The sequence below is a fragment of the Limnohabitans sp. Rim28 genome (genome assembly GCF_000293865.2).
Taxonomy (GTDB): domain Bacteria; phylum Pseudomonadota; class Gammaproteobacteria; order Burkholderiales; family Burkholderiaceae_C; genus Limnohabitans_A.
Genome location: NZ_ALKN02000002.1, coordinates 340862 through 361923 on the forward strand (window position 1 = coordinate 340862; position 21062 = coordinate 361923).

Sequence of the window (21062 nt, forward strand, 5' to 3'; positions counted from 1 at the left end):
GCATGCCCATCACGCTGGAACAACTCAACCGCGCATCGCAGGCCGATGCCGCGCAAATGCTCGACGGCCTGTACGAGCACTCGCCCTGGATCGCCGAGCAAGCGCTGGCGCAACGCCCCTTTCAATCACTGGCCCACCTCAAGCACGCCCTGTGCGAGGTGCTGGCGCACGCCGGGCGCGACGCGCAGCTGGGCCTGATCCGCGCCCACCCCGAGTTGGCGGGCAAGGCCATGGTCAGCAAAACGCTGACGGCCGAATCCACCAACGAACAGTCCAAGGCGGGCTTGACCGACTGCACGCCCGAAGAGTTCGCCAAAATCCAAAAGCTCAACGCCGACTACAACGCCAAGTTCGGCTGGCCCTTCATCCTGGCGGTGCGCGGCCCGCGGGGCGTGGGCTTGGGCAAAAAACAGATCATCGATGCCTTTGAGCGCCGCCTGTTCGGCCACCCCGACATGGAATTGCAAGAGTGCCTGCGCAACATCCACCGCATTGTCGAGATCCGCCTGAACGACAAGTTTGGCGTGGAACCCACACTGGGCCACCAGGTCTGGGACTGGCAGGAAAAGTTGGCCCAACACAGTGACCCCGGCTTTGCCGAACTGGGCCAACTGACCGTGACGTACCTGACCGACGCGCACCGCGCCTGCGCCCAGCGCATCACCCAAAACATGCGCGACTGCGGTTTTGATCAGGTCTACACCGATGCCGTGGGCAATGTGGTGGGCCGCTACCAGCCGGCCACTGCAGGCGCCAAATACCTGATGACGGGTTCCCACTACGACACCGTGCGCAACGGCGGCAAGTATGACGGCCGCCTGGGCATCTTCGTGCCCATGGCCTGTGTCCAGCAGCTGCACCAGCAGGGCAAACGCCTGCCCTTTGGCATCGAGGTCGTGGCCTTTGCCGAAGAAGAAGGCCAACGCTACAAGGCCACCTTCCTCGGCTCGGGCGCGCTCATTGGCCAGTTCAACCCCGCCTGGCTGGACCAGCAAGACGCCGACGGCATCACCCTGCGCGCGGCCATGCAGCACGCAGGGCTGTGCATCGACGACATCCCCAAAATCCAGCGCGACCCGGCGCAATACCTCGGCTTTGTTGAAGTGCACATCGAGCAAGGCCCGGTGCTCAACGAAATGAACATCCCGCTGGGCGTGGTCACGTCGATTAACGGTGGCGTGCGCTACCAGTGCGAGATGATCGGCACCGCCAGCCACGCAGGCACCACCCCCATGGACCGCCGCCGCGACGCCGCCTGCGCCGTGGCAGAACTGGCGCTCTACATGGAGCAGCGCGCGGCCCAAGACGGTGACTCGGTGGCCACCATCGGCCAATTGCAAGTGCCCAACGGCTCGATCAACGTGGTGCCCGGCCGCTGCCTGTTCAGCCTGGACATGCGCGCCCCCACCGACGCGCAACGCGACGCGCTGGTGGCCGACGTGATGGCGCAACTCGACCAAATTGTCGAGCGCCGTGGCGTGCGCGTCAAAGTCGAATTGACCATGAGCGCCGCCGCCGCGCCCAGCGCCCCCGAATGGCAAGCACGCTGGGAACGCGCCGTGAGCGCTTTGGGCGTGCCCCTGTTCAAACTGCCCAGCGGCGCAGGCCACGACGCCATGAAGCTGCACGAAGTCATGCCGCAAGCCATGCTGTTTGTGCGCGGCGAAAACGGGGGCATCAGCCACAACCCCCGCGAATCGACCACCAGCGACGACATGCAACTGTGTGTGGACGCCTTTACCCATGTTTTGCACCAACTTACAACGGAATTGTCATGAGCGCTACCCACGTCAACCACGAACAACAATACCAACAACTCGACGCCTGGATCGACGCGCACTTTGACGAGCAGGTCAAGTTCATGCAGGCCTTGGTGCAAGTGCCCACCGACACCCCGCCCGGCAACAACGCACCCCACGCTGAGCGGACCGCCGAGCTGCTGGCCCCCATGGGCTTTGTCGCCGAAAAGCACACCGTGCCCACTGCCGAAGTGAAGGCCTATGGCCTGGAGTCGGTCACCAACCTGATCGTGCGCCGCAAATATGCTGAGGGCAAAACCATTGCCCTGAACGCCCACGGTGACGTGGTACCCCCCGGCGAAGGCTGGACACATCCACCTTATGGCGGCGAGATCCACAACGGCGCCATGTACGGCCGAGCCACCGCCGTGAGCAAATGCGACTTTTCCACCTTCACCTTTGCCACGCGCGCACTCGAATCGTTGAAAGCTCCGCTCAAAGGTGGTGTTGAACTGCACTTCACTTACGACGAAGAATTTGGCGGCGAAATGGGCCCCGGCTGGCTGCTGGCCAAGGGCCTGACCAAGCCCGATTTGATGATCGCGGCAGGTTTCAGCTACCAAGTGGTGACGGCGCACAACGGCTGCCTGCAAATGGAAGTCACCGTGCAAGGCGAGATGTCGCACGCGGCCATCCCCGACAGCGGCACCGACGCGCTGCAAGGCGCAGTGCACATCCTGAACGCCCTGCTCGCGCTCAACACCCAATACCTGAAGGTCACGTCCAAGGTTGAAGGCATCAGCCATCCCTATCTGAACGTGGGCCTGATCGAAGGCGGCACCAACACCAACGTGGTGCCCGGCAAAGTCAGCTTCAAGCTCGACCGCCGCATGATCCCCGAAGAGAACCCGGCCGAAGTCGAAGCCAGCATCCGTCAAACCATTGCCGACGCCGCCGCCAGCTTCAAGCCCCCACGCGGTGGCCATGTGCTGAAAGTGGATGTGCGCCGCATGCTGCTGGCCAACGCCATGAAACCCCTGCCCGGCAACCAGCCACTGGTCAGTGCGATTCAAAAACACGGCGGCGAGGTCTTTGGTGAGCCCATCCCCGCCATCGGCACACCGCTCTACACCGACGTGCGCCTGTACGTGGAGCGCGGCATCCCCGGCGTGATCTACGGCGCAGGCCCGCGCACCGTGCTCGAATCCAACGCCAAACGTGCCGACGAGCATGTGCAGCTGGAAGACCTGCGCCGGGCGACCAAGGTGATTGCACGCACGCTGCTGGATTTGCTGAGCTGACAGATCTCCATCAGCCAATGGCAGGCCCGCTCGGGCCTGCTTCGTTCAAATCATCCGTCAGTACACCGGCTGATGCCGCTTCAAGCTGTCGATGACTTCCGCCGTCAGCACAAAGCCCGCGCCATACTTTGCGGACAGTTCAGCGCAGCGCTTGGCAAACGCATCCACGCCTTGCCCATAAATGAACTGCAACGCGCCACCCGTCCAAGCCGGAAAGCCGATGCCGAAGATCGAGCCGATGTTGCCGTCGTGCACCGAGGTCAGCACGCCTTCTTGCAGGCAGCGGGCGGTTTCCACGGCTTGGCGGTACAGCAGGCGGTCTTGGATGTCTTGCTGGCTGTAGCTGACGCCTGATTTTTCAAAGCGTGTTTTCAGTTCGGGCCACAGCACTTTTTTCTGGCCAGCGGGGTAGTCGTAAAAACCACCGCCTGCGGCACGGCCGGGGCGTTTGAGTTCTTTGACCATGCGCTCGACCAGCAACTCGCCAGGCGTGGCGGTGTGGGTTTTACCTTCCTTGGCCAAGTCTTCGCGGGTTTGGTCCAGCACATGCACCGACAGCGACAGCGCTGTTTCGTCCAGCACGGCCAGTGGGCCCACGGGCATGCCCACTTGCATGGCCAGGTTCTCGATCACGGGCGCAGGGATGCCCTCGCCCAGCATGGCCGCGCCTTCCATCACAAAGGTGCCAAAGGTGCGGCTGGTGTAAAAGCCCCGCGAATCGTTCACCACGATCGGCAGCTTGCCCAGCGCCTGCACGTAGTCGTAGGCCCGTGCAATGGTCTCGTCGTCGGTCTGTGCGCCACGGATGATCTCCACCAGCTTCATCTTGTCCACCGGGCTGAAGAAGTGGATGCCGACAAATTTCTCGGGCTTGGCGCTGGCCGTGGCCAGGCCGCTGATGGGCAAGGTGGAGGTGTTGCTGGCAAAGAAACCACCTTCGGCGAGCATCGGCTCGGCCTCTTGCGTGACGCGGGCTTTGAGTTCGCGATTTTCAAACACGGCTTCGATGATCAGGTCGCAACCCTTCAGGTCTGCGGCGCTGGCCGTGGGCTGGATGAGTGACAGCATGGCCGCTTGCTTGTCCGCCGCCATGCGGCCTTTGTCCACGCGCTTTTGCGTGAGTTGGTGGCTGTAGGCCTTGCCTTTTTCAGCCGCCTCGATGCTCACATCTTTGAGCACGGTGGCGATGCCGCGGCTGGCTTGCGCATACGCAATGCCCGAGCCCATCATGCCCGCGCCCAAGATGCCCACTTTTTGGGGCTTGTAGCGCGGTGCAGCCTTGGGGCGGCTTTGGCCGCCCTTGATGCTGTTCATGTTGAAGAAAAAGGTGTTGATCATGTTGCGCGCCACCTGGCTGGTCATGAGACCTGCCAGGTAACGGCTTTCGATGCGCATGGCGGTGTCAAAGTCCACCATCGCGCCTTCGACCATGGCGGCCAGCGCCGCTTCGGGTGCAGGGTAAAGGCCGCGTGTTTTTTGCTTGAGCACGGCCGGCGCCACACTCAGCATGCCCGCGATCTTGGGGTTGCTCGGCGTGCCGCCGGGCATTTTGTAGTCTTTTCGGTCCCACAGGTGTTGGGCCGCTTCGGGCTGGCCTTGGCTTGCCGCGATGTGCGCCAAAGCACGGGGGCGCAGCTGGTCGTCACTGGCCACCAGTTCGTGCACCAGGCCGAGCTTTTGCGCTTCTTCGGGGCCAAAGAGTTGGCTCTCCAGCACATAGGGCTGTGCGGCCAGCAGGCCCAGTTGGCGCGTCATTTTGGTGATGCCGCCGCCACCGGGAATCAAGCCCAGCGTGACTTCGGGCAGGCCAAATTGTGTTTTGGGGTTGGCCGTGGCGATGCGGTGGTGGCCGATCAAGGCCACTTCCCAGCCGCCGCCCAGCGCCGAGCCATTGAGGCAGCTGACCACCGGCACGCCTTGCGTTTCGATGGTACGGAAAGCCTTCTTGATGCCTTCGATGTCGGCAAAGACACGCGGGCCGTCCGAGGCCTGCGAGCGCATCACGCCCTTCAGATCAGCCCCCGCAAAAAAGGTGGACTTGGCCGAGGCCAGAACGATGCCCCGGATCTGGGCTTTGTCTTGCACGACTTGCGCCGCCGCCTGAGCCAGATCGGCCTGCCATTGCAGGCACATGGTGTTGACCGGCGAGCCTTGCTCGTCAAAGGTGATGGTGGCGATGCCGTCCGCCAGTTCGTAGCGCAGTGTTTTCAAAATCATGGTGCTGTCTCCCCAATCAAACGCGTTCAACGATGGTGGCAATGCCCATGCCGCCGCCCACACACAAAGTGGCCAAGCCGTAGCGCAACTTGCGGCGGTGCAGCTCGTCGATCAGGATGCCCAAAATCATGGCGCCCGTGGCCCCCAGCGGGTGGCCCATGGCAATGGCACCCCCGTTCACGTTCACCTTGTCGTGCGGCACATGCATCTCTTGCATGAACTTCATGGGCACAGCCGCAAAGGCTTCGTTCACTTCGAACAAATCGATCTGGTCAATCGTGAGGCCCGCCTTGGCCAGCGCCTTGCGCGCGGCCGGCATGGGGCCCGTCAGCATGATGGTCGGATCGGCCCCCGACAAGGCCACCGACACGATGCGGGCGCGAGGCGTGAGGCCATGGGTTTGGCCAGCGGCTTCAGACCCAATCAGCACCGCCGCTGCGCCGTCCACAATGCCCGACGAGTTGCCCGCGTGGTGCACATGGTGGATGCGCTCAACCTGCGGGTAGCGCTGCAAAGCCACGGCGTCAAAGCCCATGGCGCCCAGCTGCTCAAACGAGGCTTTGAGGCCGCCCAGAGTTTCCACCGTGGTGCTGGGCTTGATGAATTCGTCTTGCGCCAAGATGACCTGACCGAGCTTGTCTTTGACGGGCACCACCGAGCCATCGAAATAGCCCGCTGCGCGCGCGGCCGTGGCGCGCTTTTGCGACTCCACCGCGAAGGCGTCGACATCGTGGCGGCTGAAGCCGCTCATGGTCGCGATCAAGTCTGCGCCAATGCCTTGGGGCACAAACAGCGTGGCGCTGTTGGTCTCGGGGTCTTGCGCCCAAGCGCCGCCGTCCGAGCCAATCGGCACGCGGCTCATGCTCTCCAGGCCCCCGGCCACCACCAGGTCTTCCCAGCCGCTGCGCACCTTCATGGCGGCGGTGTTGACCGCCTCCAGACCCGAAGCGCAAAAGCGGTTGAGTTGCACACCCGAGCAGCGCCAATCCCAACCCGCCGCCAAGGCCGCGACCTTGGGGATGACCGAACCTTGTTCGCCAATGGGTGAGACCACGCCCATGACCACGTCGTCTACCGCAGCGGTGTCGAACTGGTTGCGGCTTTGCAGTTCACGCAACACGCCCGACAGCAAGCTGATGGGTTTGACTTCGTGCAGGCTGCCGTCCTTTTTGCCTTTGCCACGCGGCGTGCGGATGGCGTCGTAAACAAATGCTTCACTCATGGTTGTCTCCTGGGGGTCATCAGGGGGTTTGCCCTGTGTTGCTGATTTTGGAGATCAGTATAGACTTTTACCAAGCAAACGCTTTGCATAAATAAAACCATTCAGTCCAACAGGTGACAGCCATGATCGAACGCACCCTTTTTACCGCCGACCACGAAGCCTTCCGCGACAGCTTTCGCCGCTTCATGGACAAGGAAATCGCCCCCCACCACGACGCCTGGGAAGAGCAGGGCTATGTGGACCGCGCCGTGTGGGACAAGGCGGGTGCAAACGGCTTTTTGTGCATGACCCTGCCCGAAGCCTATGGCGGGTCAGACGCCGACAAGCTGTATTCGGTGGTGCAGATGGAAGAACTCTCACGCGCAGGCTTTACCGGCATCGGTTACGGCCTGCACAGCGAGATCGTCGCCCCTTACATCCTGCATTACGGCACCGAAGCGCAAAAGCAAAAGTACCTGCCCAAGCTGGCCAGTGGCGAGATGGTGGGCGCGATCGCCATGAGCGAACCGGCTGCGGGATCGGACTTGCAAGGCGTCAAAACCACGGCCCTTTTGCAAGACGATGGCAGCTACCTGATCAACGGCAGCAAGACCTTCATCACCAACGGCTGGCACGCCGATTTGGTGATCCTGGTGGCCAAGACCGACCCAGCGGCCGGCGCCAAAGGCACCAGCTTGTTTTTGATCGAGCGTGGCATGCCGGGCTTTGAAAAAGGCAAGCGCTTGAAGAAGTTGGGCCTCAAAGCGCAAGACACCTCCGAATTGTTCTTTGACAACGTCAAGGTCAGCCCCGACCAGCTGCTGGGCGGCACGGCCATGCAGGGCAAAGGCTTCATTTGCCTGATGGAGCAGCTGCCTTGGGAGCGCCTGCAAATCGCCATTGGCGGCATTGCCGCAGCGCAAGCGGCCATCGACTGGACGGTGCAGTATGTGAAAGACCGCAAGGTGTTTGGTCAGGCCGTGGGCAACTACCAGAACACCCGCTACACCCTGGCCGAATTGCAGACCGAGGTGCAGGTGGCGCGTGTGTTTGTGGACAAATGCTCTGAACTCTTGCTGCAAGACAAACTGGACACTGCCACGGCCAGCATGGCCAAGTACTGGTGCTCGGATTTGCAGTGCAAAGTCATGGACGAATGCGTTCAGCTGCACGGCGGTTACGGCTACATGTGGGAGTACCCCATCACCCGCGCCTATGCCGACGCGCGCGTGCAACGCATCTACGGCGGCACCAACGAGATCATGAAAGAAGTGATCTCGCGCAGCATGGGTTTGGCGGGGCGCTGAACGCATGAGCGAACTGGCCGAGCCCAAACGTGCACGCGGCCGCCCCCGCAAGACCGAGGGCGAGCGCGACGATGGCAACCGTCGTCAGGCGCTGATCGCGGCCGCGGCGCAGCTGTTTCACCGCAAGGGCTACGACGCCACCAGCACACGCGAGATTGCGGCGCTGGTGGGCATGCAGCCGGGCTCGCCCTTCTACCACTTCGGCAACAAGCAGGACCTGTTGCTGGCGGTGATGGTGGAGGGCATGAAACAAGCCAGCCAACGGCAAACCGCCGCTTGCGCTGGTCTGGCCGATGAATTGACTCCACGCGAACAACTGCGTGCCCTGATCCGCAACCAGTTCGATGTGCTGCTGGGACCGGACAGCGACTTCATCCCTGTGATGCTTTACGAATGGCGCTCGCTGAGCGCCGAACAGCGCCAAACCATCACCCAAATCAAGGACGGGTACGAAGCCGTCTGGACGCCCGTGCTGCAAGCGCTGCATGACAGCCGGCAACTGCAAGCCCCCGTGGGTTTGGCCCGACTGATGATCTTTGGCGCTTTGAACTGGGCGGTGCAGTGGTACCAGCCGACCGGTCAGAACTTGACGCCGACTGGGGCCAAGCACTCGGTTAAAGGCTCAAGCCAAACAGCGGCGAAAGCAACAGGGCCCAGTGCCCCACGCGCCTCCCTGGACGATTTGACCGAGGCCGCCTTGGCCTTGTTTTTGAGAGAACCCGCATGAAACCCGCCACACCTTACCAATCCGTCTTTGCGCCCGGCCTGCTCCAAGGGCAGGTCATCCTGGTCACTGGCGGCGGCTCAGGCATTGGCCGTTGCACCGCGCACGAATTGGCCAGCTTGGGCGCACACGTTGTTTTGGTAGGCCGCAACCCCGACAAGCTGAGCGCCGCCGCGCAAGAGATCGTGGGTGACGGTGGCCAGGCGAGCTGGCACAGCTGCGACATTCGGCGCGAAGGCGATGTCCAAGCCATGGTCGCGCAGGTGGTGCAGCAGCACGGGCGCATCCACGGCCTGGTCAACAACGCGGGCGGGCAATACATCACGCCCTTGGCCAAGACCAGCGCCAAAGGCTGGCAAGCCGTCATCGACACCAACCTCACCGGTGGCTTTTTGGTGGCACGCGAGTGCTTCAACCAAAGCATGCAACAGCATGGCGGCGCGGTGGTCAACATCGTGGCCGACATGTGGGGCTCCATGCCGGGCATGGGCCACAGCGGCGCAGCGCGGGCCGGCATGGTCAGCTTCACCGAAACCGCTGCATTGGAATGGGCCGCTCAAGGTGTGCGTGTGAATGCCGTGGCCCCGGGCTACATCGCCAGCAGCGGCATGGACCACTACCCGCCCGAGGCAGGGCCCATGCTGCGCGAAATGCGCAAAACCGTGCCCCAGGGCCGCTTTGGCACCGAGGCCGAGACCTCGGCGGCGATTGTGTTTTTGCTGTCGCCCGCCGCCAGCTTCATCAGCGGCAGCGTGCTGCGTGTGGACGGGGCCCGCCCCCAAATGCGCATGGGCTGGCAACAAGCTGTGGCCCAAGCCGAGGTGCAAACACGCGATGCCGTCAAACCCTTTGATGGCTTTCACCGCGCAGTGACCCCCAAGGTATTCCAATGACTTTTGAATCCACCTGGAACCCGCACAGCCCTGTGGCGCAGCAACGGCGCCAAGCGGCGCTTGAGCGCTTGGCGCAGTGGCAGGCCCTGCAAGATCGCGCAGCTCTTGCCTCGGCCCAATCCCAGCCGGTGTTCGACAAGCGTGGGCAATTGCTGCCTCGCCAGCGCGTGGCTTTGTTGCTCGACCCGGGTGCGCCCTTCTTGCCGCTGTGTGCTTTGGCAGGCTTCATGCAGGACACCCCCGACCCGGCCAAGTCGGTGCCCGGCGGCGGCATGATCGCGGGCATTGGCTTCATCAACGGTGTGCGCTGCATGGTGGTGGCCAGCGACTCGGGCATCGAGGCCGGGGCCATTCAGGCACGCGGCCTGGAAAAAATCTTGCGTGTGCAAGAGTTGGCCCTGGAAAACAAGCTGCCTTTTGTGCACCTGGTCGAAAGCGCTGGGGCCAACCTGATGCAGTACAAGGTCGAAGGTTTTGTGCTGGGCGGCAGCCTGTTCCGCAACCTGGCTCGCCTGTCAGCGGCAGGCCTGCCGGTGCTCACGGTGCAACACGGCTCGGGCACGGCGGGCGGGGCCTACATGCCGGGCCTGTCTGACACCGTGATCATGGTGCGCGGCAGGTCACGCGCCTTTTTGGCGGGGCCGCCTTTGCTCAAAGCCGCCACCGGCGAAGTGGCCACCGAAGAAGAGTTGGGCGGCGCCGAGATGCACACCAGCGTGTCGGGCCTGGGCGAGTACCTGTGTGAAGACGACCGCCATGCGCTGGGCACCGCACGCGATGTGGTGGCCCGTTGGGACTGGCCTGCACACAATCAACACCGAGCAGCCAAGCCCCCGCGCTACGACAGCGAAGAACTGCTGGGCCTGATGCCCGCCCACCACCGTGAACCGATCGACATGCGCGAAGTCATCTTGCGGCTGGTGGACGACTCGGATTTTCTCGAGTTCAAGCCCCTGTTTGGCGCAGCCACCGTGTGTGCGCAAGCGCGCATCGGTGGGCATGCGGTGGGCCTCATCAGCAACAACGGACCGATCGATGTGGCCGGGGCCAACAAGGCCACGCACTTCATCCAGTGGATGTGTCAGCTGGGCCACCCCCTCATCTATTTGCAAAACACCACCGGCTACATGGTGGGCAAAGACAGTGAGCAAGGCGGCATGATCAAGCACGGCTCCAAGATGATCCAGGCGGTGACCAGCGCCACGGTGCCGCAAATCACCATCCAGTGCGGCGCCTCTTTTGGTGCGGGCAATTACGGCATGTGCGGGCGCGGCTACGCACCGCGCTTTTTGTTCAGCTGGCCCGGTGCCAAAACCGCCGTGATGGGCGGCGAGCAAGCCGCTCGCACCATGCAGATCGTGACCGAGGCGGGCATGGCGCGCAAAGGCATCACGCCCGACCCGGAAAAAATGCAAGCCCAATTCGACAAGATCGTGCAGCTGTTTGAAGCACAAGCCGATGCCTTTTACACCAGCGGTCTGGTGCTGGACGACGGCGTGATCGACCCGCGTGACACCCGCAGCGTGCTGTCGTTTTGCCTCGACACCTGCTTTGAAGCCGCAGCCCGTCACCCCCGCGCCATGCCGTTTGGCGTGGCCCGCATGTGAAACATCAAAACCCCCACGGAGACAAGCCATGCAATACACCCACGAGCACCGCGAAATCCAGAACACGCTCAAGCGTTTCATCGATGCCGAGATCAACCCCCATGTGGACGAGTGGGAAGCGGCCGAGATTTTCCCAGCGCACGAGGTCTTCAAGAAGATGGGCAACCTGGGTCTGCTCGGCTTGACCAAGCCCGAGGCCTATGGCGGTGCGGGCTTGGATTATTCGTACAGCATGGCCATGGCCGAGGCGTTGGGCCACATCGATTGCGGCGGGATTCCCATGGCCATTGGCGTGCAAACCGACATGGCCACGCCTGCGTTGGCCCGTTTTGGCAGCGACGAATTGCGCGCACAATTTTTGGCCCCGGCGATTGCCGGCGACATGGTGGGCTGCATCGGCGTGAGCGAGCCCGGCGCAGGCAGCGATGTAGCGGGCATCAAAACCGTGGCCCGCAAGGATGGTGACGACTACGTGATCAGCGGCCAGAAGATGTGGATCACCAACAGCCTGCAGGCCGACTGGATGTGCATGCTGGTCAACACCGGCGAAGGCCCCATCCACAAAAACAAAAGTCTGGTCATGGTGCCGATGCGCGAAAACGGCAAACTGCTGCCCGGCATCGAGGTGGGCAAAAAGATCAAGAAAATCGGCATGAACAGCAGCGACACGGGCTTGATTTATTTTGACGAAGTGCGCGTGCCGCAGCGTTACCGCATCGGCGCCGAGGGTCAGGGTTTCATCTACCAGATGCAGCAGTTCCAGGAAGAACGACTTTGGTGCGCCGCCAGCACGCTGCAGTCGCTCACCAACTGCATCCAATGGACCGTGGAATGGGCGCAAGAGCGCAAGCTCTTTGGCAGCACACTGGCCGACCAGCAGTGGGTGCAGTTCAAGCTGGCCGAACTCAAGGCCGACATCGAAAGCCTGCGCGCCCTGACTTACCAGGCCTGTGAGCATTACGTGGCTGGTGAAGACGTGACCGAATGGGCCACCATGGCCAAGCTCAAAGCCGGGCGCCTCAACCGCACCGTGCCCGACACCTGCCTGCAGTTTTGGGGCGGCATGGGTTTCACCTGGGAGAACAAGGTTTCGCGCATGTACCGCGACGGACGACTTGCCTCGATCGGTGGCGGGGCTGACGAGGTCATGCTGGGCATCTTGTCCAAGATGATGGGCATTGCCAAGCGGCCACAAAAATGAGCACCCCCCAGCTGCAGATCTCGCGCGAAGGTGCTGTCGAGACCTGGACCCTGAACGATCCGGCCACGCGCAACGCCTTGAGCGATGCGGTGGTGGACGGCTTGCTGCAAGCCTGCACGAGGGCCGCTGCAGACCCCACCCTGCGCATCGTGGTGCTCACCGGTGCGGGGGGTGCCTTTTGCGCAGGTGGCAGTTTGGGCGGCTTTGCCAGCCTGATTGGCCAGCCCTTGCAAGCTGGTCAAACTGACCCGCTGCTGGCCATGAACAAAAGCTTCGGTGACCTGCTGCACGCCTTGAGCGCCCTGCCCCAGTTGCTGGTGTGCCGGGTCGATGGTGCGGCCATGGGCGGCGGCTTTGGCTTGGTGTGCTGCGCCGACCATGTGGTGGCCACGGCACGCTCCGTGCTGGGCACACCCGAAGTCACGCTGGGTCTGCCGCCTGCGCAAATTGCGCCCTTTGTGTGGCAGCGCCTGGGCGACAGCACCGCACGCCAGTGCCTGCTGCAAGGGCAGAGTTTCAGTGCAGCGCAAGCGCTGCAAGTGGGGCTGGTGCACGAGGTGGTCGACCCTGCCACGCAGGATGCGGCCGCCGCATGGCACGCCACCTTACAACGCCTCTTGCGCGCCGCGCCCGGCGCGGTGGCCAGCACCAAACAACTGCTGCGCAGCTTGCGCGGCCCCATGCCCGATCTGCGCGATGCCGCAGCTCATGCCTTTGCCACAGGCCTGCGCAGCGCCGAGGCCGCTCAAGGTTTGGCCGCCTTTGCGCGCAAGCAGCCTGCACCCTGGACATTGAGCCAAGAGAAACACCCATGAGCAGCCCCCTTCATGCCAATGTGACCCGACTGCTGATCGCCAACCGGGGCGAGATCGCTCGGCGTGTGATCCGCACCGCCCGGCGCATGGGTATTGAGACCGTGGCGGTCTATTCAGACGCCGACCGGCACGCCTTGCATGTGCAAGAAGCCGACACCGCTGTCGCCTTGGGCGGCACGCTGTCCGCAGATTCGTATTTGCGCATCGACAAACTGTTGCAAGCGGCACGCGATACCGGGGCCGATGCGGTGCACCCGGGGTATGGCTTTTTGAGCGAGAACGCCGAGTTCGCCCAGGCCGTGATCGATGCGGGACTGACCTGGGTCGGTCCACCGCCACCAGCCATTCGTGCCTTGGGCAGCAAATCGTCCGCCAAAGCCTTGGCCATCCGCCATGGTGTGCCCTGCCTGCCGGGCTACTTTGGGGAAGACCAAAGTGACGAGACCTTCACCGCACAGGCTCAACAGTTGGGCTTGCCGCTGATGGTCAAGGCCGTGGCCGGGGGCGGCGGTCGTGGCATGCGACTGGTGACCGATATGGCGCAACTGCTGCTTGCACTTCACAGCGCACGGTCTGAAGCGCTGGCTGGATTTGGCAACGGCGACTTGCTGATGGAACGCGCCTTGCTGCGCCCCCGTCACATCGAGGTCCAGATCATGGCCGACATGCACGGCCACTGCATCCACCTGGGTGAGCGCGATTGCTCGGTACAGCGACGCCACCAAAAAATCATCGAAGAATCGCCCAGCCCGGCCGTGGATGCTGCACGCCGCGCGCAGCTCGGGCAGGCGGCCATCGCACTGGCGCAATCGGCAGGCTATGTGGGTGCGGGCACGGTGGAGTTTTTGCTGGACGAGGCACGGGCCGACAAACCGTTTTATCTCATGGAGATGAACACCAGGCTGCAAGTGGAACACCCGGTGACCGAGCTGCTCACGGGTCTTGACTTGGTCGAGTGGCAATTGCGCATCGCACGCGGCGAGCCCCTGCCCCTGGCGCAAGCCGATGTGCGATTGCAAGGCCACGCCATCGAGGTGCGCTTGTGCGCCGAAGACGAACACTTCACACCACAGACCGGCACGGTGCAGGCCTTTGCAGCGCCTGAGGGCTTGCGCTTTGACCATGCGCTGCACGTTGGCGCGGTGGTCACAGCGCATTACGACGCGATGCTGGGCAAGCTGATCGCCCACGCGCCCACCCGCGCCCAAGCCATCGGCCGCCTGCGCTCGGGCTTGGACCAGACCGCCGTGCTGGGCCTGCCCACCAACCGCGCTTTTTTGGCCGCGTGCTTGCAGCACCCCTTGTTCCGTGCGGGCGAGGCCTTGATCCCTTTCCTGGCCGAACAAGCCGATGCGGTGCGCCAAAGCCTGCCAGCCACGAGCGAAGCCCGCACCGTGGCCACGCTGGCCGTACTGTATGCCAGCCAAACGCCTGCAAAAGCCATGCCCAGCCCCTTCACCCGGCCGGTGCGCATGGACATGGGTGCGGACACCTTCTCGCTGAACTTGCAGGAACGGGGTCAGGGACAAGTGCGCATCCAAGCAGGCGATGCCATACACCAGGCCCGCGTGACGCGCAGCGCTGAGACGCTGCACATCGACCTGAACGGCCAGCGCTGGCATGCCCGCGCCGTCGCCTGCCAGGGCGCCCACACTGTGCAGTGGCATGTGCAGCTGCAAGGCACCGAAAACTTTGAGCTGTGGCTCACCGACCAAAGCCACAGCGCGCCCAGCACAGGCGTCAGCGCACAAGCCGCGCAGTCTTTGCGTGCGCCCTTCAACGGCAAGCTGATCGGGCTGCATGTGCAAGAAGGCCAGCAGGTCCAACAAGGCGATGCGGTGCTGGTGATCGAATCGATGAAACTAGAACACATTTTGTGCGCCCCACGCGATACGGTGGTGCACAGCCTTTCGGCCAGCGTGGGCCAACAAGTGAGCCCCGGCCAGGTGCTGGTGCAATGGAAGGACGCTGCATGAACTCCGCTGAACGCACACCTGGCCTCACACCCGACTTCACGACCGAAGACCTGCAAAGCCTGCAAGCCACCGTGGAGCGTTTTGCCAAACAGGCCATCGCCCCCCATGTTCCTGCTTGGGAAGAAGCCGGTCAATTTGACCGATCGCTTTACACCCAAGCCGCCGAACTGGGCCTGCTGGGCCTGGGCTACCCCGAACACCTGGGCGGCACACCCGCGCCCTGGCGTGCGCGCAACGCCATGTCACAAACCCTGGCCCGTTACTCTGGCAGCGGCGGCGTCATGGCCAGCCTCTTCTCGCACAACATCGGCCTGCCCCCGGTCATGGCGCACGGCAGCGCCGAGTTGCAAGCCGAAGTGGTGCCGCCCGTGTTGCGCGGCGAACGCATTGCGGCTTTGGCCATCACCGAGCCCGGCGGCGGCTCGGACGTGGCCAGCCTGCGCACCATGGCCCGCGCCGACGGAGCCGACTATGTGATCGACGGCGAGAAAGTCTTCATCACCTCGGGCCTGCGCGCCGACTGGATCACGCTGGCCGTGCGGACTGATGTGGCCAGCAAGGGCGCCAGCGGCATCTCCATGGTCGTGGTGCCCGGTGACACCCCCGGCATCTCGCGCACCCGCCTGCACAAAATGGGCTGGCACAGCTCAGACACCGCCCAGCTGCGCTTTGACAGCGTGCGGGTGCCCCAGCGTTACCGCCTGGGCAACGAAGGCGCGGGCTTCAAGATGATCATGGGCAACTTCAATGGCGAGCGCTTGGCCATGTCGGCCATGGCGCTGGGTTTTGCGCAGGCGTGCTTTGACGAGGCCCTGGACTGGGCACGCCAAAGACAGACCTTTGGCGCAGCCCTGATCGAGCGGCAGGTGATTCGCCACAAACTGATGGACATGCAGATGCGCATCTCATCGACGCAAGCCTGGGTCGATGCCGTGACGCAGCAGGCCGATGCAGGACAGACCGGTGCCGAGTGGGTGGCGCAGGTGTGCCTGCTGAAAAACCACGCCACCCAAACCATGCAGTTTTGCGCCGATGCGGCGGTGCAGCTGCTTGGCGGCATGGGCTACATGCGCGGCACGGTGAGCGAGCGGGTGTACCGCGAAGTCAAGGTGATGATGATCGGCGGCGGCGCCGAGGAGATCATGAAAGAACTGGCGGCCAAGCAGCTGGGGATTTGAAACCAGATCCGGCCAGACTCCATGGGCAAGCGGGTCAGGCCGGTCTGGGTTGGCCGGGTGGCAACTCTGCGCGTAACGCAAAGGCCATTTGCACCATGCCAGCCAAAAGCCCGACCGCCACGCCAACTTGCACGGCCCGGTTGTAAGAACCCATGGCATCGAACACCAGACCACCCCCCAAAGCCCCCATGAAACTGCCCAACTGGTGGCTCATGAAAGCGATGCCGCCCAGCATGGCTTGCCAGCGCAGGCCAAAGGTTTCACCGATGTAGCCGGTCACCAAGGGTGCCACGCCCAGCCACAAAAAGCCCATGATGGCGGCGAACACCAGCGTGTTCTCAGGCGTTGGCACCGACAGAAAATACCAGGCCAGACCGAATGAGCGCAGAACATAAATGCCGCCCAACAGCAGCAGCTTGTTGTAACGTCCACCCGCCCAACCGAAAAACAAGCTGCCCAAGACGTTGAAGCCACCAATCATGCCCAGCGCTTGGGCGCTGAGCATCGGGTCCATGCCGCACAAATCGAGGTAGGACGGCAGATGTGTGGTCAAAAAAACCAACTGCATGCCACACACAAAATAGGCCAGTGTCATGACCGCAAAAGGTGGGTGTTTCAAGGCAAACCGGGCCATGTCAGGGGCATTGTCTTTTTCGTCCAGCGGGGAAGGTGGCAACGGCAGGGCGTCCACCCGTCCGGCATACCAGGCTGCGGGCAAGATGACCATCGCCATGATGACAAAACCGCCGACGCCCACACGCCACCCATGGTCCTGCGACAGCAACTGACCGATAGGCGCCGCCATCAAGGCACCCAAAGAACCTGCGGCGGACACGATGCCCAGCACCGTGCTGCGCAAGGCAGGCGACACCGGTCTGGAGGCCACGGCCATGGCAATGGCCGATCCGTTGCAGGCCATGGCCGCACCAATGGCAAGCCCAGCGCCCAGAATCACGCCCAGCAAGCCCTGAGCCAGGCACAGCAACGTCATGCCCAGGATGTACAGCAAAGCACCGGTCATCATGAGGGGTCGGTACCCGATGCGCACGGCCAAGGCCCCGGCAAAGGGCTGCAAAAATCCCCAGGCCAAGTTTTGCACCGCAATGGCCAATGTGAACTCGGACACTGAAATGCCGATGTCCTGGGTCAAGGCCGGCATGAACACACCCAGGCTTTGCCGCAAGCCCATGCTGACCGACAACATCAGCGCAGCGCCGATCAAGATGGGCAAGCCCGGGCGCAGTGCGGTCAAGAGGTTCATGGTGTGCTTCGGTTGTGCTTGAGCAGAATTTAACCGCACAAGCTCAATACCACTGGCCTATTCGGGACAGGTCAGCTGCAACACTCTGCGCCCAAGCCAAAATGTCGTGCAGTCAGGACTTCTTGCTATTCCGTGAGCGACCAGACTCTTTGCACACTAGGGTTTTTTCTTAGAGCGGCTCGTCCTTTGGCCCCTCTTTTGACTCATAAAAAAACAGATAATTTAAGAAAAATACTCTCACAAAAGCTAAGCATGAAATCGCCCTTCAACTACAAACACTTGTATTACTTTTGGGTCGTGGCCAAGGAAGGCGGCATCACGCGGGCGGCCGACAAGCTCGACATGGCGGTGCAAACCGTGAGCGCGCAAGTGCGTGAATTGGAAAAATCGCTCGGTTATGCCTTGCTCAAGCCGGCAGGGCGTGGGTTGGTCTTGACCGATGCAGGCCTGGCGGCCATGCAACAGGCCGATCAAATCTTTCAGCTGGGTGAAGATCTGCCCGCGAAAGTGCGCGACGCCGTCAGCTCGCCCACGGTGCGCTTGGCTGCAGGCATCTCGGACGGTTTGCCCAAACTGGTGGTACGCCAGTTGATGCAACCGGTCATGGGTGAGCCGCACCTGCGCTTGTTGTGCCATGAAGGGGAGTTTGACGAATTATTGGGTGATCTGGCGCTGCACCGCTTGGATGTGGTGTTGTCGGACCGCCCGGCCCCCACCAATGCCAACCTCAAGCTTTACAACCATGCCTTGGGTACATCGGCCGTGTCTTGGTATGGCAGCGCATCGCTGGTGAAAGCAGCGCGCAAAACATTCCCTGCCAGTCTGGCCGAAGTGCCGGTGCTGCTGCCCACCGAACACACCGCCGTGCGCACGCGCTTGGACCACTGGTTTGAGCACCACGGCATCCGCCCGCGCATCGTGGGTGAGTTCGAAGACAGCGCTTTGCTCAAGACCTTTGGAGAAAGCGGCATGGGGGTGTTCCCGGCCGCCGAATGCATCCACGACGAATTGTTGGCGCACTACGCGGTACAAAAACTCGGGGCCTGCGAAGGGGTGAAGGAAAACTTCTATGCCATCGGCACCGAAAAGAGAGTGCAACACCCACTGGTTCAACGTTTGCTGCTGGCCAGCTCCCTCGGTGCCCATTGAAGATTGGACTTGGCATCCCAGCCATTCCCGGTTGAATCTCCGGGAATGGCCCCAGGCCCTTATGGTTTGGACGTCGATGAGGAAGAAGAACGAACGCTCAGCAGCATGGTGATCGCCAAAACCGTCACCACCACGCCCAGCGAGATGCCCACCGGGATTTTGAAGACGTCGATCAGGCACATCTTGGTGCCAATGAAGACCAAAATGACCGCCAAACCGTAGTTCAGAAGGTGGAACTTGCTGGCCACAGCTGCCAGCAAGAAATACATGGCGCGCAGACCCAAAATAGCGAACACGTTGCTGGTCAACACGATGAAGGGGTCGGTCGTGATGGCGAAGATGGCGGGGATGGAGTCCACCGCAAAGATCACGTCGGTCAGGGCAATCAAGCAAATCACCATGAACAAGGGTGTCGCGATTTTCTGACCGTTTTCGATGGTCCAGAATTTTTCACCATCGTAGTCTTTGCTGACGGGCAAAATTCTGCGCAACAACTTGAGCGCAGGGTTGTCGTCCAACGAAGGCTCTTGGCCTGCTGCCCACCACATCTTCACGCCAGTGAGGATCAGGAAAGCACCAAACAGGTACAAGATCCAATGGAACTGCTGGAGCAACCAGCCACCTACCAAAATCATGATGGTGCGCAGCACGATGGCCCCGATGATGCCAATCATCAACACGCGCTTTTGGAATTGCGTAGGTACGGCGAAATAGGTGAAGATCAGCAAGAAGACAAATATGTTGTCCACGGCCAGTGATTTTTCGATCAAGTAACCGGTCAAGAATTCCAGCGACTTGGTGTTGGCCAATTCGACAGAACCCGTGGTGTCCTTGATGGCCCACCAAAACAGGCCGTTGAACAAAAAGCTCAAGGCGATCCAGATCAGCGACCAATTGAGCGCTTCTTTGACGCCGATGTCGTGTGCGCCTTGCTTTTTCAGCACCACAAAATCCACAAAGAGCGACGCCAAAACGATGGCCACAAACGTCACCCACAGCCACAAGGGCGCCACGGTTTCCATAAACACCTTTCAGTTTGTTGTGATGACCCGTCCACATCACTGCCTCAACTCACCCATTCATGCGGGTCATGCAAAGGCTGAAGTCTAAGGCAGAAACTGAAATAAATGTCTGAATAAAATTGGTTTTTACTTCGAAAAAAAGGGAGTATTTAACTGCTTTTTAAATGGCTCACGAACAGCACGGAATGGGCTGAATGCTGGCGCGTCACTTTGGTCAACAACCATGAAAAAACCGCCAAAACCCATTCGGGTTTTGGCGGTTTCGAATCCGCTGACGCAGGTTTTTTATTTCTTGTCTGAGAAGTAGCCGGATGTGACCTTCCAGCGGCCATCGGTGATTTGCGACATGCGCGACGCATTGCTGCCCAGTCGCTTGGTGGGGCTGAAGCTCATCTCGCCAGTGCCGAAAATATCGGGTGGGATCACCATGGTGTCCATGGCCTTGATGATGCCCTCGGTGGTCACGTTGTTGCCGGATTTCTCCACCGCGCGCAAGAAAGCGTCAATGGCGTTGTAGCCATAGACCGAGAACACGGTCGGGTCTTCGTTGAACTTGGTCTTGTACTTATTGGCCCAGAAACGAATCGGCTGAGCGGCCTCATCCAAGTAGGGGTGCTGGGTCGACATGGTGGCGTAAAAGCCGTTCATGGCGGGGCCACCCAATTTGTGGATCAGGTCGGTGTAGGCCGCGCTGGAGCCGAGGAATGTGGGGTTGAAGCCCAAGCGGCGGGCAGTGGCGATGCCGCCAATGGTTTCGCGGATGATGGTGCCCATGACCACAAAGTCGCACTTGGACGAGGCCAGTTTTTGCATCTGCGATGCAAAGTCGGTGGCGCCGCGCTTGTAGGTGGTGACTTCGGCAAACTGCATGCCAATGGACTTCAGACCCTCCTCGGCACCACGGAACACTTCCAGACCGAATTCATCGTCCTGGTGCATCGCGCAGATTTGCTTGGCGTTCTTTTCTTTGACCAAGATGGGCAAGCCCAGGCGCATTTGATCGTAATAGGTGGCGGCAAACGAGTACTTGAGCTTGTGGAAAGGCTCGTACATTTCACGCGCGGCCGTGACGGGGAAGAAGTTGATCACGTTCTTCTGGAACTGCACGGGCATGGCGGCCATGTTTTGCGCCGTGCCAATATGGCCGATCATGGCAAAAATCTTGTCCTGGTTGACCAACTTTTGCGCGGCCAACACGGCGCGGCGGGGGTCATAAGCCGAGTCTTCCACCAGCAGCTTGAACTTTCGGCCATTGATGCCACCTTGCTCGTTGGCTTCGTCCACGCGCAGCATCATGCCCAGGCGCACTTGCTTTCCAAAACCGGCCAAGGGGCCAGACAAGTCCTGGATGGAGCCGAGGGTGATTTCGGTTTTGGACACGCCTTGCGTTTGGGCCATGGCCGCGCCAGCGGTCAGGGCCATCGCGGCAGCGATCAGACTGAGTTTGAGTTTCATGTGGAAGGTCTCCTGT

At 61.7% G+C, this 21062-nt stretch carries 16 protein-coding genes; 11 read left to right on the top strand and 5 right to left on the bottom strand.

Translation table 11 applies throughout. The features are described 5' to 3' along the window. The first annotated feature begins 2 nt into the window (after positions 1 to 2). Together uraD and B472_RS04180 are read left to right on the top strand one after the other, a co-directional pair. The gene (uraD, locus tag B472_RS04175; RefSeq protein ID WP_019425505.1) at positions 3 to 1778 is read left to right on the top strand and encodes a 2-oxo-4-hydroxy-4-carboxy-5-ureidoimidazoline decarboxylase; all 1776 of its coding nucleotides are present in this window, start codon (positions 3 to 5) and stop codon (positions 1776 to 1778) included. Next, the gene (locus B472_RS04180) at positions 1775 to 3040 is read left to right on the top strand and encodes a M20/M25/M40 family metallo-hydrolase (protein ID WP_019425506.1); all 1266 of its coding nucleotides are present in this window, start codon (positions 1775 to 1777) and stop codon (positions 3038 to 3040) included. The genes uraD and B472_RS04180 overlap by 4 nt, the downstream gene beginning before the upstream one ends. Positions 3041 to 3097: 57 nt before the next feature. Here B472_RS04180 and B472_RS04185 read toward each other — a convergent pair whose 3' ends face one another. Both B472_RS04185 and B472_RS04190 read right to left on the bottom strand, forming a co-directional pair. Then, positions 3098 to 5251 carry a 3-hydroxyacyl-CoA dehydrogenase NAD-binding domain-containing protein gene (locus B472_RS04185; RefSeq protein WP_026039241.1) on the bottom strand — a complete coding sequence of 718 codons (2154 nt, stop codon included), beginning with the start codon at positions 5249 to 5251 and terminating at the stop codon, positions 3098 to 3100. Between the two features lie 22 nt (positions 5252 to 5273). Continuing rightward, positions 5274 to 6479, bottom strand: coding sequence for an acetyl-CoA C-acetyltransferase (locus B472_RS04190; protein WP_019425508.1), 1206 nt, complete (start codon positions 6477 to 6479; stop codon positions 5274 to 5276). A 122-nt stretch (positions 6480 to 6601) separates the two neighbouring features. Here B472_RS04190 and B472_RS04195 point away from each other — a divergent pair, with 122 nt between their 5' ends. The 8 genes from B472_RS04195 to B472_RS04230 are packed head-to-tail and all read left to right on the top strand — an operon-like array spanning position 6602 to position 16159. Continuing rightward, on the top strand, positions 6602 to 7765 hold the full coding sequence (locus B472_RS04195; RefSeq protein WP_019425509.1) for an acyl-CoA dehydrogenase family protein: 1164 nt from the start codon (positions 6602 to 6604) through the stop codon (positions 7763 to 7765). Between the two features lie 4 nt (positions 7766 to 7769). After that, positions 7770 to 8492, top strand: coding sequence for a TetR/AcrR family transcriptional regulator (locus B472_RS04200; RefSeq protein WP_019425510.1), 723 nt, complete (start codon positions 7770 to 7772; stop codon positions 8490 to 8492). Continuing rightward, positions 8489 to 9382, top strand: coding sequence for an SDR family oxidoreductase (locus B472_RS04205; protein ID WP_019425511.1), 894 nt, complete (start codon positions 8489 to 8491; stop codon positions 9380 to 9382). The genes B472_RS04200 and B472_RS04205 overlap by 4 nt, the downstream gene beginning before the upstream one ends. Continuing rightward, on the top strand, positions 9379 to 10989 hold the full coding sequence (locus tag B472_RS04210; RefSeq protein ID WP_019425512.1) for an acyl-CoA carboxylase subunit beta: 1611 nt from the start codon (positions 9379 to 9381) through the stop codon (positions 10987 to 10989). The genes B472_RS04205 and B472_RS04210 overlap by 4 nt, the downstream gene beginning before the upstream one ends. A 28-nt stretch (positions 10990 to 11017) precedes the next feature. After that, positions 11018 to 12190, top strand: coding sequence for an acyl-CoA dehydrogenase family protein (locus B472_RS04215; RefSeq protein ID WP_019425513.1), 1173 nt, complete (start codon positions 11018 to 11020; stop codon positions 12188 to 12190). After that, positions 12187 to 13005, top strand: a complete 819-nt coding sequence (locus B472_RS04220) for an enoyl-CoA hydratase/isomerase family protein (protein ID WP_019425514.1) — start codon at positions 12187 to 12189, stop codon at positions 13003 to 13005. The genes B472_RS04215 and B472_RS04220 overlap by 4 nt, the downstream gene beginning before the upstream one ends. Continuing rightward, a complete protein-coding gene (locus tag B472_RS04225; protein ID WP_019425515.1) occupies positions 13002 to 14981 on the top strand; it encodes a biotin carboxylase N-terminal domain-containing protein in 1980 nt (659 codons plus the stop codon). Before B472_RS04220 ends, B472_RS04225 begins: the two co-directional genes overlap by 4 nt. After that, on the top strand, positions 14978 to 16159 hold the full coding sequence (locus B472_RS04230) for an acyl-CoA dehydrogenase family protein (protein ID WP_019425516.1): 1182 nt from the start codon (positions 14978 to 14980) through the stop codon (positions 16157 to 16159). Before B472_RS04225 ends, B472_RS04230 begins: the two co-directional genes overlap by 4 nt. A 34-nt stretch (positions 16160 to 16193) precedes the next feature. Here the strand turns inward: B472_RS04230 and B472_RS04235 are convergent, their stop codons facing one another. Continuing rightward, the gene (locus B472_RS04235; RefSeq protein ID WP_019425517.1) at positions 16194 to 17420 is read right to left on the bottom strand and encodes an MFS transporter; all 1227 of its coding nucleotides are present in this window, start codon (positions 17418 to 17420) and stop codon (positions 16194 to 16196) included. 252 nt (positions 17421 to 17672) lie between these two features. On the opposite strand from B472_RS04235, the gene B472_RS04240 reads away from it, so the two are divergent. Continuing rightward, positions 17673 to 18569, top strand: a complete 897-nt coding sequence (locus B472_RS04240) for a LysR family transcriptional regulator (RefSeq protein ID WP_019425518.1) — start codon at positions 17673 to 17675, stop codon at positions 18567 to 18569. A 59-nt stretch (positions 18570 to 18628) separates the two neighbouring features. Here the strand turns inward: B472_RS04240 and B472_RS04245 are convergent, their stop codons facing one another. Beyond that, a complete protein-coding gene (locus tag B472_RS04245; RefSeq protein WP_019425519.1) occupies positions 18629 to 19591 on the bottom strand; it encodes a TerC family protein in 963 nt (320 codons plus the stop codon). Between the two features lie 285 nt (positions 19592 to 19876). Then, positions 19877 to 21046: an ABC transporter substrate-binding protein gene (locus tag B472_RS04250; protein WP_019425520.1), complete on the bottom strand. Its 1170-nt coding sequence runs from the start codon at positions 21044 to 21046 to the stop codon at positions 19877 to 19879. Positions 21047 to 21062 lie beyond the last annotated feature (16 nt).